Source organism: Streptomyces sp. Qhu_M48 (assembly GCF_051305195.1).
Lineage (GTDB): Bacteria > Actinomycetota > Actinomycetes > Streptomycetales > Streptomycetaceae > Streptomyces.
Genome location: NZ_CP195432.1, coordinates 5,097,639 through 5,111,950 on the forward strand (window position 1 = coordinate 5,097,639; position 14,312 = coordinate 5,111,950).

Annotated in this window: 13 protein-coding genes; 8 read left to right on the forward strand and 5 right to left on the reverse strand. The window is 72.7% G+C overall.

Annotation, left to right across the window (positions count from 1 at the left end):
- The first annotated feature begins 406 nt into the window (after positions 1 to 406).
- From ACRRSS_RS23095 to ACRRSS_RS23130, 8 genes are all read left to right on the forward strand, one after another.
- The gene (locus ACRRSS_RS23095) at positions 407 to 3,766 is read left to right on the forward strand and encodes a S8 family peptidase (RefSeq protein WP_435973034.1); all 3,360 of its coding nucleotides are present in this window, start codon (positions 407 to 409) and stop codon (positions 3,764 to 3,766) included.
- A gap of 95 nt (positions 3,767 to 3,861) precedes the next feature.
- Positions 3,862 to 4,437: a HutD/Ves family protein gene (locus tag ACRRSS_RS23100; protein ID WP_435973035.1), complete on the forward strand. Its 576-nt coding sequence runs from the start codon at positions 3,862 to 3,864 to the stop codon at positions 4,435 to 4,437.
- Positions 4,438 to 4,716: 279 nt separating this feature from the next.
- A complete protein-coding gene (locus ACRRSS_RS23105) occupies positions 4,717 to 4,917 on the forward strand; it encodes a hypothetical protein (RefSeq protein WP_240449782.1) in 201 nt (66 codons plus the stop codon).
- A gap of 153 nt (positions 4,918 to 5,070) precedes the next feature.
- Entirely contained in the window at positions 5,071 to 5,598 is a 528-nt protein-coding gene (locus ACRRSS_RS23110) for a MauE/DoxX family redox-associated membrane protein (protein WP_435973036.1), read from the forward strand.
- 80 nt (positions 5,599 to 5,678) lie between these two features.
- Complete coding sequence (locus tag ACRRSS_RS23115) at positions 5,679 to 6,269, forward strand: TlpA family protein disulfide reductase (protein ID WP_435973037.1); 591 nt, start codon at positions 5,679 to 5,681, stop codon at positions 6,267 to 6,269.
- 8 nt (positions 6,270 to 6,277) lie between these two features.
- Positions 6,278 to 8,170 (forward strand): ABC transporter ATP-binding protein, encoded by a 1,893-nt coding sequence (locus tag ACRRSS_RS23120; RefSeq protein ID WP_435973038.1) that lies wholly within the window; start codon positions 6,278 to 6,280, stop codon positions 8,168 to 8,170.
- A gap of 27 nt (positions 8,171 to 8,197) precedes the next feature.
- Positions 8,198 to 8,647 (forward strand): S26 family signal peptidase, encoded by a 450-nt coding sequence (locus tag ACRRSS_RS23125; RefSeq protein ID WP_435973039.1) that lies wholly within the window; start codon positions 8,198 to 8,200, stop codon positions 8,645 to 8,647.
- Positions 8,648 to 8,874: 227 nt separating this feature from the next.
- Entirely contained in the window at positions 8,875 to 9,507 is a 633-nt protein-coding gene (locus ACRRSS_RS23130) for a class I SAM-dependent methyltransferase (RefSeq protein ID WP_435973040.1), read from the forward strand.
- A gap of 24 nt (positions 9,508 to 9,531) precedes the next feature.
- Here the strand turns inward: ACRRSS_RS23130 and ACRRSS_RS23135 are convergent, their stop codons facing one another.
- The 5 genes from ACRRSS_RS23135 to ACRRSS_RS23155 all read right to left on the reverse strand — a co-directional run bounded on the left by ACRRSS_RS23135 (position 9,532) and on the right by ACRRSS_RS23155 (position 14,229).
- Positions 9,532 to 10,275 (reverse strand): amino acid ABC transporter ATP-binding protein, encoded by a 744-nt coding sequence (locus tag ACRRSS_RS23135; protein ID WP_435973041.1) that lies wholly within the window; start codon positions 10,273 to 10,275, stop codon positions 9,532 to 9,534.
- Positions 10,272 to 11,171 (reverse strand): amino acid ABC transporter permease, encoded by a 900-nt coding sequence (locus tag ACRRSS_RS23140; protein WP_435973042.1) that lies wholly within the window; start codon positions 11,169 to 11,171, stop codon positions 10,272 to 10,274. The genes ACRRSS_RS23135 and ACRRSS_RS23140 overlap by 4 nt, the downstream gene beginning before the upstream one ends.
- Positions 11,172 to 11,181: 10 nt before the next feature.
- The gene (locus ACRRSS_RS23145) at positions 11,182 to 12,048 is read right to left on the reverse strand and encodes an ABC transporter substrate-binding protein (RefSeq protein WP_435973043.1); all 867 of its coding nucleotides are present in this window, start codon (positions 12,046 to 12,048) and stop codon (positions 11,182 to 11,184) included.
- A 212-nt stretch (positions 12,049 to 12,260) separates the two neighbouring features.
- The gene (locus ACRRSS_RS23150) at positions 12,261 to 13,097 is read right to left on the reverse strand and encodes an SAM hydroxide adenosyltransferase (protein ID WP_435973044.1); all 837 of its coding nucleotides are present in this window, start codon (positions 13,095 to 13,097) and stop codon (positions 12,261 to 12,263) included.
- 388 nt (positions 13,098 to 13,485) lie between these two features.
- Entirely contained in the window at positions 13,486 to 14,229 is a 744-nt protein-coding gene (locus ACRRSS_RS23155) for an SAVMC3_10250 family protein (RefSeq protein ID WP_435973045.1), read from the reverse strand.
- Positions 14,230 to 14,312 lie beyond the last annotated feature (83 nt).

Sequence of the window (14,312 nt, forward strand, 5' to 3'; positions counted from 1 at the left end):
GGCCTGTCTCCGTGGCCGGTTGACGGGCCACGCTCTCCGCGGTCCGCGCCGGGTGTGAATACAGCCAATCGGAGGGGCACGCTCCGACCTCGGACGCCGTGGTCCCCGGAAAGCGCCTCGGACCTGCCCCGGACCGCTCTCCGGAGGGGCCGGCGGGAGCCGGTGTCGCGGAAGCATCGCTCCGCCGTCACACGCTCGTCACAGTGCTGTCGTGGTCCCATCAAACTCGCCGAGCCCGGGGTGGCCTGAAAGTACGCGGTTCAACTCCACCGGCCCGTACCGCCGTTGATCACACCTCCCCCACCTCACATACTGCGCTGACCGCCGGCGGGCGCCGTTGCGCCCCCTGGCCGGAATCGACCACTCGACCTCATCCCAAGCTCCTGGGGGAGTTTTGCGCGCACATGTGAAGAGAGCACGCGCCTTCACCATCACAGCGGCCACCTCGGTGGCCCTCGTCGCGGGAATGACCGGCCCCGCGACCGCGATCGCCGCGAACACGGCGACCACACCCGGCCCCGCCCGCCTCCAAGGCGACCAGCGGATCCAGCTCATCACCGGCGACCACGTGGTGGTCGGCGCCGAGGGCCAGGTACGGGGCTTCGAGGCCGCCAAGGGCCGCGAGCACATACCCGTCCAGGTGCAGCGCGTCGAGGACCGCACCCTGGTGGTGCCCAGCGACGCGCGGCGCCTGATCGCCGAAGGCCGTCTCGACCAGCGGCTCTTCGACGTCACCGAGCTCTCCGACCCGCGGCTGCGCCGGAGCCACCGCGACGGGCTCAAGCTGATCGTGCGGTACGACGGGGGCGCGGCCGCGGCCCGGGCCGAGGTGCGCGCGGCCGGTGACACCCAGCTGCGGCGCACCTTCCCCACCCTCAACGCCGACGCCGTCCGTACCTCGGCGGACGACGTCGCCAAGGTGTGGGAGGCGCTGACCGACCAGCCGAAGGCGGGCGCGCGCGCCGCCGCCTCCGGTATCGGCACGGTGTGGCTGGACGGGGTGCGCAGGGCGAACCTCGACAGCGGCGTCCGGCAGATCGGCGCCGACAAGGCGTGGGAGTCCGGCTACGACGGCGCGGGCGTCAAGATCGCCGTCCTCGACACCGGGGTCGACAAGACCCACGACGACCTCAGGACCCAGGTCGTCGGCGAGAAGAATTTCTCGGCCTCCCCCGACGCGGTGGACCGGGTCGGGCACGGCACCCACGTCGCGTCGATCGCCGTCGGCACCGGCGCCAGGTCCGGTGGCGTGTACAAGGGCGTCGCCCCCGGCGCCAAGGTGATCAGCGGGAAGGTCCTCGACGACGAGGGCTTCGGCGACGACTCCGCCGTCCTCGCGGGCATGGAGTGGGCCGCCGCCGAGGGCGCGGACGTGGTCAACCTCAGCCTCGGCAGCGGTGACAGCCCCGGCGTCGACCCGCTGGAGGCGGCGGTGAACACGCTGACCGCCGAGAAGGGCATCCTGTTCGCCGTCGCGGCGGGCAACGACGGCGAGTTCGGCGACTCGACCCTGGGCTCGCCGGGCACCGCGGACGCCGCGCTGACCGTCGGCGCGGTCGACAAGGACGACAAGCTGGCGGGCTTCTCCAGCATCGGCCCGCGCCTCGACGACGGTGCCGTCAAGCCGGACGTGACCGCGCCCGGCGTGGCCGTCACCGCGGCCGCCGCCCCCGGCAGCGCCATCGACACGCGCCCCGGCACACCGCACCCGGCCCCCGGCTACCTGCAGATCGACGGCACCTCCATGGCCACTCCGCACGTGGCGGGCGCGGCCGCGATCCTGAAGCAGCTGCACCCGGACTGGAAGTCGACCGAGCTCAAGGGCGCCCTCGTCGCGTCCACCAAGGGCGGCGCCTACACCGCCTTCCAGCAGGGCTCGGGCCGCGTCCAGGTCGACAGGGCACTCGCCCAGAGCGTGATCGCCGACCCGGTCTCGCTGAGCTTCGGCGAGGCGCGGTGGCCCCACGCCGACGACCCGCTCGTCACCAGGAAGGTCGGTTACCGCAACCTCGGGACCAGCGACGTCACCCTGGACCTGTCGGTGTCCACGCTGGACCCGACGGGCAAGCAGGCCCCGGCCGGGTTCTTCACGCTCGGCGCGACCCGGGTGACCGTGCCCGCCGGCGGCCGGGCCGAGGTCGACCTGATCGCCGACACGAGGATCGGCGACGCCGACGGCACCTACTCGGGCTACGTCACCGCCACCGGCGCGGGCCAGTCCGTCCGTACGGCCGCGGTCGCCGTCCGCGAGGCGGAGTCGTACGACATCACGCTCCGGACCCTCGGTCGCGACGGCGCGGACGCCGCGGACTTCTCCAGCACCCTGATCGGTGTCGGCGGCCCCGCCAAGGGGTTCGAGACCCGCGTCGACAACGAGCCGGGCACGCACCGGATCCGCGTGCCGAAGGGTTCGTACACCTTCAACACGGCCGTCTACCAGGACCCGTCGGACTACACCAAGGGCACCGACTGGATCGCCCAGCCGAAGCTGGAGATCACCGGTGACACCGCGCTCGTCGCCGACGCGCGCACCACGAAGCCGGTGAACCTGACCGTCCCCGGCATCGAGACGGCGGACTACGCCGGCACCTACTACGAGGTCGCCACCGACGTCGGCCGGGTCGGCAACGGCTGGGTCCTCAACGGCTTCACCGGCTTCCGCACCGCCCACCTGGGCCCCGCCGTCACCGACGGTTCGCTCCTGCAGACCTGGGACGCGCACTTCGTCAAGGACGCCACCACCCAGTACTCGGTGGCCTTCGGCGGCAGGACGAACAGGATCGCGACCGGCTACACCAAGCACGTGAAGGCGAACGAGCTGGCCACGCTCAAGGTCGGTCTCGGCTCGTCCGCGCCCGGGAAGCGCGTGCTCGCCTCCCCCTACGCCCATCTGCCGGGAGCGCCGGAGGGCAACGGGTTCTCCGCGTTCCAGGCGGCGCCGGGCACGCGCACCTTCCTCGTCTCCACCGCCGACGGCGTCTCCTGGCTGACCAGGTTCAACCAGTTCGGCGAGCCCGACGAGTGGGGCTACCCGGCCTTCGAGGGTGTGTACGAGATGGGCCGGCCGAAGAGCTACGCGGCCGGCAGGACGTACCGGGAGACGTTCGGCACGGGCGTCTTCGGCCCGCTCCTCGGCCAGGACATGGGTGTCTTCCGCACCGCGCCCGACCCGGCCACCGGTGAGCAGCGGATCGTCGGCGCCCTGCCGCTGTTCGCCGACGGCGAGGGCCACGCGGGGCGCACGAAGCACACCTCGGCGACGACGACGCTGTACCGCGACGGCGTCAAGGTCGCCGAGAGCGACGACCCGCTGACCGGCGAGAAGCCCTTCACGGTCGACGCCTCCGGCGCCGAGTACCGGTTGACGACCTCCGTGGAGCGTTCGACGCAGGTCGCCGCCGTCTCCACCCGTGTCGACGCCGCCTTCACGTTCCGCTCGCAGCAGGTCGCGGCCACCACCGCGCTTCCGGTCTCCACGGTCCGCTTCGCGGCCCCCGTCGACCTCGCCTCGCGCGCCCCGGCGGGGACGTCGGTCCTGGTCCCGGTGACCGTGCAGGGCTCGGCGGCCGGGAGGAACCTCAAGTCGCTCGCGGTGTCCGTGAGCTACGACGACGGGAAGACCTGGCAGACCGTGAAGGTCGTGAACGGCGGGATCTCCGTGAAGAGCCCGGCGAAGGACAAGGGCGTCTCGTTCCTCGCCGAGGTCGCGGACAGGCAGGGCAACACCTCGACCCTGACGATCCACAACGCCTTCCTCGGGAAGTGAGGCCGCCCCGGTGACGGGGTTCGTGTGACGACGATGTGCTGGAATGCGTCCGAGGACGCGTTCCAGCACATTCGTACGTTCCGGGGAGACCGCTCATGCACCACCGCTTCGATGTCGAGACGCTGACGGTGGGCCGGTGGCGCAACGGCTCCGGTGCGACGAGGGAGATCGCCTCACGGCCGGCGGGCACCGAGGAGTTCGGGTGGCGGGCGAGCGTCGCCGACATCGAGCGGGACGGGCCGTTCTCGGCGTACCCCGGCGTCGACCGGACGTTCACGCCCGTGGCGGGCGAGGGGGTACGGCTCTCCGCCCCCGGGGTGTTCGACCGGTTGCCGGTAGGCGTGGGCGAGCCCGTCGGCTTCTCCGGCGACCTCGCGCTGACCGCCGAACTGGCGGGCGGTCCCTGCCGGGTGCTCAACATCATGGTGCGGCAAGGCCGCTGGGCGGCCCGGGTGGACCGGGTCGTCGGCCCGGTCTCGCCGTCCGCCGGTCACGCCGGGGTGCTCCACGTCCTGCGCGGCGGCTGGCGGGCGGGGGACGACGGGCAGGTCCTGGAGTCCGGCCAGGGTGTGTGGTGGGACGCGGACGACGTGACGTCGGGCGGGACGGCGGTCGTACCGCTCTCCGCCGACGCTGCCGCATTGTGGGCAGATCTCACCCCGCTGGCGTGAAGTAGCCATTCTTTTCCGGTAGTTACCGGCCAGCGGGGGATGCGGGCCTTCCCGCGCGTCCCACCATATGGACTAGACCAATATTGATCACCGCGTCCCATGACCTGCGGGGCGCCGATCCGACCTGCGGGGACCCGGACGAACCGGCGGACGACGGCCGGCCCACTCCACGCGGTTGGTCTAGACGTTTCCCGAGACCCGTCATTACGTTGTCCCACGAACGATCAAGGGAGCTCCCGGTCCCACTGTCGTCCTCACTCCATCATCCGGAGGAATCTCATGGTCAAGGCTCTGTCCAACCTGGCGGGTCGCGCCCTCTCCCGTGTCCTGCCCCAGGAGACCGCCGCGGCGGCGTGCGCCTGCCCGGCGGGCAGCTCCAGCTGGTGCTCCGGCGAGAACCTGTACCACCGGTTCTGCTGCTCCTGGAACTGTGCGGCCGCACCGACCTGCACCGTCACCGTCATCTACGGCGGCTGCTGACCCGGTCGTCCACCGGTAGCCCCCCGCGCGGTCCCCGTCGACGGCTCCGGCCGTCGGCGGGGGCCCCGGGCCGCCGTCGGCCCACCGGCATCCGCACCACACCACCCTCCGCGACACCGGACGGGTGATCCAGCACGAGGGACGACGAGGGACATGGAATACCTGCTCTTCGGCGCCCGATGCGCGCTGGCCGTGACCCTGGCGGCCTCCGCGATCGGCAAGCTCCGCGCCCCCGGCGACTTCCGCCGGGCCGTCCAGGACATGGACGTCGTGCCCGACCGGCTGGCCGGCCCGGTCGCCGGCGCGGTGCTCGCCGCCGAGACGGCCCTGATCCTCCTCGTCTGGCTGCCCGGAGGGCTCGGCGCGGTCGCGTTCGCCGCCGCCGCGCTGCTCCTCGCCGCCTTCACGGCCGTCCTGGTCGCCCTGATCCGTCGCGGCTCCGACGTGTCCTGCGCCTGCTTCGGGCAGTCGCGCACACCGGTCGGCGCCGCCCATCTCGTCCGCAACGGGGCGCTGTTGGCGATCGCCGTCCTCGGAGCCCTCGCGGCCGCCGGGGGTTCCGGCGCCGCCCTGCCCGCGGAGCTGCCGGCCGCGCTCGCCGCCGCGCTCGCCGCCGCCGTCGTCAGCGCCCTGCTGATCTCCACCGACACTCTGGTCGACCTGTTCTCGCGCCCCTCCTGAGCAGCCGTCACGACCGCGCCGGCCCCCGGCAGGCCCGACGGCCCGCCCGTCCCCACGCAGCGCACCGAAGTGAGGCCCCCTTGTCCACCACCGCCACCGTCGTCATCTGTATCAACGCCGTCATCGGCGTACTGAACCTGTTCCTGCTCCTCGCCCTCGCCCGCCGCATCACCGGTGGCGAGCACGCCGGGCACGCGCACGGCGGCGAGGCCGCGGTGACCGTCCCCGAGAACCGCCTCGCCGACGGCTCCCCCGTCCCCGCGTTCCGGGTGACGACCCGCGAGGACGGCGCACTCGCCACCACGGACCTGACCGGCGCCACCGCCATCGGCTTCTTCTCCACCACCTGCCGCCCCTGCCGCGAGCAGGCGCCCGGCTTCGCCCGCGCCGCCGCCTCCCTCCCCGGCGGACGCGACGGCGCCGTGGCCGTCATCACCGGCTCCGGCCCGGTGGCCGAGGACCTGGTGAAGCTGCTCTCCCCCGTGGCCCGGGTCGTCGTCGAGTCCGACACCGAGAACGACCCCACGCTGCTGCCCGACATCAGCCTGACCTCCGAGGCCTTCGGGATCGTCCGCTGGCCCAGTTACATCGAGGTCGGCGCCGACGGACGCGTCACCAACCGGGACTCGTCCACCGAGCTGTTCGCGGACTCCGCGCCGCAGACCGTCTGAGGGACACGGTGATCTCCGCCCCGCGTACGAGAGAGCCGGGCCAGTACCGCGAGGCACTGCGCTCGGCGGTCGCCGCCTGCGCGCTGGCCTGGCGGTCGAGCCCGCGCGCCGTCACGGCGTACATGGCCGTCAGCATCGCCGGCGGACTGCTGCCCACCGCGTCCGCCCTGCTGGTGAGCGGCCTGCTGGACGGCCTCACCCGGCCCGGATCCGGCTCGCTGCTGCCCATGGCCCTGCTGCTCGTCGCGGCCACGCTCGGCATCTCGCTGACCGCGCCGCTCGGCGAGTACCTTCGGGGCCAGAGCACCAGGGCGCTGCGCGTACGCGTCCAGGACGAGCTGTTCGACGGCGTCAACCGGCTCCCCGGCATGCGGCACTTCGAGGATCCCGCCTTCCAGGACCGGCTCCGGCTCGCCCAGCAGGCCGCCGGCAGCGCCCCCGACCTGCTGGTCGGCTCGCTGGTCAGCAGCGTGCAGGCGGCCGTGATGCTGGTCGGCTTCCTCGTCACCGTGACCGTCATCAACCCCGTCCTCGGCGCCGCCACCCTGCTCCTCGCCCTGCCCGCCCTGCGGACCCAGCTGGCCGCGGGCCGACGGCGGGCGGAGGTGCTGCGCGACACCATGCACAACAGCCGCCGCGAGATGTTCTACGGCAGCCTGCTCACCGACACGGACACGGTGAAGGAGATCCGCCTCTACGGTCTGCAGCGCTTCTTCACGGACCGCGCCGCCGCCGAGCTGCGCACCGTCGTCGGCGCGGAACGCGCCACGGACGTGCGCAACCTCCGGCAGCGCACCCCCGACCTGCTGCTCGGCGTCGCGATCTTCGGCATCGGCCTCCTGTGGGCCGTACGCGCCGCACGCCAGGGCCACCTCACCATCGGTGACGTGTCCGTGTTCATCGCCGCCACCGCCGGCATCCAGCGCGGTGTCAGCCAGCTCGCCAGCACCGCCGCGACCGCCTTCCAGGCGTCCCTCACCTTCACCTACTTCCGCACCCTGCGGGACGTCCCCGTGGACCTCGCCCTGCCGGACGCGCCGCGCGCCGTGCCCGGCCTGAGCGGCCGGATCGAACTGCGCGACGTGTGGTTCCGCTACACCCCCCGGTCGCCGTGGATCCTCCGGGGCGTCGACCTCACCCTCACCGCGGGTGAGGTCACCGCGCTCGTCGGAGTCAACGGAACCGGCAAAACCCTGGTGAAACTGCTCTGCCGGCTGTACGACCCGACACGCGGCCGGATCCTGTGGAACGGGATCGACATCCGGGAGTTCGACCCCGAGGCGCTGCGGGACCGGGTGGCAGCGGTGTTCCAGGACTACGGGCGGTACGACCTCACGGCCGGGGAGAACATCGGACTCGGCCGCGTCGGCAGCCTCGACCGGACGGACCTGGTCGCCCGCGCGGCGGCCGACGCGGGCGTCCACGACCGGCTGTCCCGGCTCGGTCAGGGGTACGACACCCTGCTCAGCCGCATCTTCGCCGCCGCCGGAACGGCGGGTGCCGCCGAGGGCGAGCTCCTCTCCGGCGGCGAGTGGCAGCGCGTCGCCGTGGCCCGCGCCTTCATGCGGCGGGAGGCCGACATGATGATCCTGGACGAGCCCAGCTCGGGCCTGGACGCCGCCGCGGAGCAGGAGATCCACGACAGCCTGCGCGAGCTGCGCGCGGACGCGACGGTCCTCGTCATCTCCCACCGGCTCAGCACCGTGCGCGACGCGGACCGCATCGTCGTCCTCGGGGACGGCCGGATCACCGAGAGCGGCACCCACGGCGAACTCCTCGCCAGGGAAGGCCAGTACGCCCGCCTCTTCAGGCTCCAGGCGGCGGGCTACCAGCAGCCGGCCGACGCGGAGGACCCGCCGAACCCGGCCGCAGCCCCGTCACCCGCCTCCCGCCTCCCGTAACGGCGCCGCAGGAAGGAACCCCGACCGATGTCCGACAGTGCCACCACCGCCGCGCTCCTGGTCCTCGCGGCGCTCGGTCTCGCCTCCGCGCTGCTCGTGGCGGCCCGGCGCGCCCTCCTCGTGGTCACCGTGCGCGGGGCCAGCATGACCCCGGCGCTCGCCCCCGGCGACCGCATCCTCGTCCTGCGGCGCCCGGCCCGGGGCCTCCGCGACCGCCACATCGTCGTCCTGCGCTCCGACCGCATCCCCGCCGCGGGCCGCGACGACCTCCTGGTCAAGCGGATCGCCGCCGCTCCGGGGGCGCGGGTGCCGCTCCGGGCGGGCGGCCGGGGAACCGTCCCCGACGACCACTTCGTGGTGCTCGGCGACAACCCGGACCTGAGCACCGACTCCCGCGTGTGGGGCCCGGTACCGGCGGACAGCGTCGTCGGCGTCATGATCGGCCGCATCGCCCGGGGTGGTCACCGAGGTCCCTGACCTGATGCCGACCGGCCCGCGCCCCTGCCCGGTGCGGGCCGGTCGGCTGCCCACGGACCCGCCGGAAGGGGGGGCGGCGGGTCCGTGGAAGCCGGAGCGGTCCCATGCGCTCATCGCCCTCCTGCCCCCGAATCCACCTCCCACACCCACCTCATACCGGAGTGGGGCCGCGCTCCGGGTCCGCGGGCGCGGGCGGACGTGAGCGAGCCCGTGCTAGCTTCCCTCCCGTGGTGGAGCATCAGGAACGGACCAGAGCGGCCTACGACGGGGTCGTCGAGCTGTACGCGTCGCTGTTCGCCGACCGGCTGGAGACACAACCGTTCGCGCGGGCCATGGTCTCCACCTTCGCCGAGCTGGTGCGCGGCACGGGGAATCCGCGGGCGGCCGACGTCGGGTGCGGGCCCGGGCATCTGACGGCCATGCTGCGGGACCTGGGACTGGACGCCTTCGGGCTCGACCTCTCCCCGGCCATGGTCGACCACGCCCGGCGGGCCCATCCGGCCCTGCGGTTCACCGAGGCGCGCATGGAGGCCCTGCCGGTCGAGGACCGCGCGCTCGGCGGCGTACTGGCCCACTACTCGATGATCCACACCCCGCCGGGCGAACTGCCCGCGCTCCTCGCCGAGCAGGCCCGCGTCCTGGCGACGGGGGGCCTGCTCCTGGTCTCGTTCTTCGCGACCGGAGCACCGGAACCGGTCCGCTTCGACCACAGGGTGACGCCCGCCTACAGCTGGCCGGTGGACCGGTTCGCCGAGGTGCTGGCCGGATCCGGGCTCGTCCCGTTCGCCCGGCTGGTCCACGATCCGGCCTCCGAGCGGGGCTTCCTCGACGCCCACCTGCTGGCCCGCCGGGAGCGGTGAAGCGGCCGTGGTCCGGCGGGCCGCCTAGGAACGGTCGAGCGCCCGCGCGAGGAAGCGCTGGGTGGCCTGCTCCCGAGGGGCGGTGAGCACCTGCTCCGCGGTGCCCTGCTCCACGATGACGCCGTCCTCAAGGAAGCAGACCTGGTCCGCGACCTGCCGGGCGAAGTCCATCTCGTGGGTGGCCATGAGGATGGTCAGGCCGCGCTGCTTGAGGTCCGCGACGACGTCCAGGACCTCCCCCACGAGTTCGGGGTCGAGAGCGGAGGTGATCTCGTCGAAGAGCAGCAGCTCCGGGCCGGTGGCCAGCGCCCGGGCGATCGCGGCGCGCTGCTGCTGCCCGCCGGACAGCCGGTCGGGGTGCTCGTGCGCCTTGTCCGCGAGTCCGAGCCGGGCGAGCAGCTCGCGGGCCGACGCCTCGGCCCGTTTGCGCGGGACGCCGTGGACCTGGCGTGGTGCGAGCGTGATGTTGTCGAGCACGCTCAGGTGCGGGAACAGGTTGTAGGCCTGGAAGACGATGCCGATCCGCCGGCGGGCGAGGTCGGGGTCCGCGCGGGGGTCGGTCAGTTCGCTCTCGCCCAGGTGGACGGTTCCGTCGTCGACGACGTCGAGCAGGTCGACACAGCGGAGCAGGGTGGACTTGCCCGAGCCGGAGCCGCCGATGAGGCACACGACCTGGTGCTCGGCGACGTCCAGGTCGATCGACCGCAGGACCAGGCGCGACCCGTACCGCTTGCGGACGCCGCGGATGCGCAGCAGGGGCTGGGTCATCGGCCCGTCTCCGCCCAGGTGCGCCGCGCAGCTCGCCGCTGGAGCCGGTCGGCGAAGCGGGTCAACGGGATGGTCACCGCGATGAACAAGAGTGCCGCTCCCAGGTACGGGGTGTAGTTGAAGTCGTAGTCCGCCTTGATCTGCGCGGCCCGCAGCGCCTCCAGCGGGCCGAGGACGGCGACGAGGGCGGTGTCCTTCTGCAGCGCGATGAAGTCGTTGAGCAGGGGCGGCAGCACGTTGCGCACGGCCTGGGGCAGCACCACGTGCCGCAGCGTCTGCCGTTCGTTGAGCCCCAGCGCCTTCGCGGCGTTCCGCTGCGCCGGGTGCACCGAGTTCAGTCCGGCGCGGAACACCTCGCCGACGTAGGCGGAGTACGAGAGGACCAGGGCGATCACCCCGAGCACCCAGGGCTCGGAGGGCGTGCCCTGCAGCTCCAGGGCCGGCAGCCCGAATCCGACGAGGAAGACGAGCAGCAGGGTCGGTACGCCCCGGAAGACGTCCACGTAGACGGTCGCGGCGAGCCGCAGCGGCTGCAGGCCCGGTGCGCGGGTCACGCGGACCAGGGCGATGAGCAGGCCGAGGACGAGGATCAGCACCTCGGCGATCAGGAACATCTGGATGTTGAGCCAGAACCCCCGGAGGAGTTCGGGGAACGCGGCCCGGAACTCGCCGCCGTCGAGGAACAGTTCGGCGACGCGGTCCCATCCCGGGGAGGAGACGGCCGCCGCCCCCAGCGCCACCAGGCCGAGGAGGGTGCACAGGGAGGCGGTCCAGGTGTGGCGACGCCGGCGGGAGCGGCGGAACCGCTGCCGTTCGAGCTCGTGGTCGCTGGGTCGGTAGGTGTCGTCCGGCGGCGTGGCCGACGCGGGCGGCACGGTGGTCTTCGTGAGTTCCACGGTCGGCCCGTTACGGCTTCAGCTCGGGCACGTTCGCCGAGGCGGACAGCCACTGCGAGGTGATCCTGGCGAGTCTGCCGTCGGCCTTGAGGGTGCTCAGGGCCTTGTCGACGCAGCTGGTGTAGCCGCTGCCCTTCGGCAGGAGCAGACCGAACTCCTCTGGAGTGCCGCCCGCGTAGCCGAACTGGCCGACGATCTTCCCGTTGTCCAGCTCCGCCCCGGCCAGGTAGAAGACGGTCGGCGTGTCGGTGACGATCGCGTCGATCTGACCGTTCTTGAGCGCGTTGACCTCGTCCTTGGTGGTGTTGAAGACACTCAGCCGGCGCGAGGGCTTGATCTGGTCGAGCACGGCCTGGTAGCTGGTCGTGGCGACCTGGACGCCGATCCTGGCGTCCTTGAACGCGCCCAGGGACGAGGCCTTGGCGAACTTCGAGTCGCCCAGCGTCAGGATGGCCTGGTTGGCCGTGTAGTAACTGGCGGAGAAATCCACGGCTTTCTTGCGCTGCGGGGTGATGGAGATCTGGTTGATGTCGAAGTCGAAGGACTTCGCCCCCGGGGCGTAGGAATGGGCGAAGGGTTCGACGACCCATTTCACCTGATCGCGAGCGAAGCCGAGTTCACCGGCCACCGCGTAGGCCACGGCGCTTTCGAAGCCCTTTCCGTTGGACGGGGTGTTGTCCTCGAACCACGGGGCGTAGGCCGGGGAATCGGTGGCGACGGTCAGCTGGCCGCGCTTGTGGAGGCTGGGGCTCTCGGTGGTGCAGTCGGCGCCGGAGGCCTTCGCTCCGGCGGCGCTCTTCGGCTGGGGTGCGCAGGCGGCCGCGGCCAGCACGACGACGACAGCGGAGGTGGCGAGGGCTGTTCGGGTACGCGACATCAGGGGTCCTTCGAAGGAGGGTCCGGAAAAGGGGTACGGGCGGGAGGCCGGTGCGGGGCGCTCAGCGACACAGATCGGCGGCGCAGCGCACGTGGTCCACGTGGCGGCGGCGTACCAGCGGGAGAGTTCCGGACATGCGTTTCAGCATTCCGGTCCGTGGAGACCGTCGTCAATCTCGCAGGTCACCGCCGGGGTAACGCGTTGATAACATGTCAGCTGGTGAGATGGAATACCTGATCGCCCTGGTTCAGGCCGAATACCTCGGCCGCTGAACCGCCTCGGACGACGAGTTCGGCGAAGCCGACGCCGGAACTCCCGACGGTGATTCCGGGCTCGCCGAGCGGGACGTCCGGAAGCCGGTCGTAACAGGGGACGACGACGCTGCGGCCTTCACGTCGGTTGTGCACGGGAAGTCCCTTCGCGCTGTCGTAGCCGGGCAGTTCGGCGGCCGGCCGGTCCAGCTTGCAGTTGCCGAAGTTGTCCACGACGGCGATCCGCACCTCGCCCGGGGCGGGCTGGTGCACCGCCCTCGGGCTCGCCGGCACCGGGCGGCCGTCGGCCAGCCAGCGGGCCAGCAGCGGCACGTACCAGAGGCTGCGGAACTGGGTGCGCACCATCTCCTCGACCTCGGCCGGAGCGAGTTCGGCCCATCCGGCGGCCGCGGCTTCCAGCACCTCGCGGACGTCGGTGACCTGGACCTCCTTCACGCCCAGGTAGGTCGCGAGCGGGGCGAGGACCCGGTCGCTGAGGGTGCTGATGACCAGGTGGTCCCCGTGGCGGAAGTAGCAGAACGGCACACCGTTGGGCCAGTGCCCGTCGCGGGGGGCGATGTTGACCAGCACCACCACGGGCTGCGTCGGCCCGCCGATCAGGTCCGTGGAGCGGAGCAGGTCGAGCAGGGTGAGCGCGGCGGCGCCCTCCGGGTCCGGTCCCCCCAGCGGCAGGACGGTCGGCGTGGCACCGAAGAGGGCGGCGATCCGGGTGGACTGCCGGGCGAGCGCGTTGGGGTCGGCACAGTCGGTGAGGGAGACGACCGGTGGACGGGTCATGGCGGGTTCTTCGCCTTCTGTCGAGTGACGGCGGGGGCTGGGGTGACCGAGAGGTCCGACGGGGGCGAACGGGTCCCGTGACGGCGGGGTCCGGGCAACAAAAAAGGACCCCCCGTCTCCGGAGGGTCCGTCGCATCCTGTGCGCACACGGCTTCGCTAGCGAAGCGCCTCCGAGGTTCGGGGCATCATTCGCATCATGGCGAGACCGGTGGTGTGCTGCATGGGGGGAACGCTAGCACTCGGCAGCCGCGTCACGAACCGCCTGTCCACGGAGTGAACAGGCGGTTCGTCCCGTACGGGGCGCCCTCGCCGTCAGGGGAGGCCCGGGCGGGGTGAAGTCCAGGGCGCCCGGCACGACCGGGCGACGGTGCTCCGAGCTTGCCGTCGATCAGGGCGTCTCTCGGACGTACTCCACGGTGAGCGGGCTCGCCACGAGACAGCGAGGTGCTCCGTTCCGCTCGGGGAGCAGCGCCGTGACGCGGGCGTATCCGGTCATCGGGGCCGTGGTATCGATGCCGTCGTGGCCGGCGTCGAGGGCGCGCAGCAGGTCGCGGATGCCCGCGGCGCTCAGGGCGGGGGCCAGGGGTGACGCCGAGGCGGCGTCGGCGAGCGCGGCGGCGCCGGGATCGGAGCCGGGCGAGAGCGCCTCGACGACCTGCCCGGCCCTGGTGAGGAAGACGGCGCCGACGCTGTCGCCGCCGCCGCTCTCGTTCAGCGTGGGGCCGTCGGTGAGCTGGGGCGTCCAGCCCAGCAGGTGGCGGGCGGAGCCGTGCAGCAACAGGCGGCAGCCGGCGCCTCCACCGCCGCCGGAGCCCGGCCCGGAGTCGACGAAGAGCAGCAGCTCCCGGTAGGCCCCCCGGAGCGTGACGCAGCGCATGGGTGCCTCGAACTGCACCCACAGGCCGGGGCGGAGGGCAGGCTCCTCGTACCAGAGCGCCGACCCCTCCAGATGCTTCTGCACCTGCCGCAGACGCCGCACCCGTCCCTGCTCGCTGTCGGCGGCCTGCGCGTCCACGTCGACCCCGACGCCGAACGGTGTGGACAGGCGCACCGCCCCGGCGCGCGGCGCGCGGCGCGGCTCCGGCAGGAACTGCTGCAGCTTGCTCACGGACAAGTAGATGACGTCGCGCAATCGGGCCCCCGAGTCCGGTCGCTCGGCCCCGCTGATACGCGGGAGCCGTCGCCTCCACCATACGGGCCGTGAGGCTCCGACCG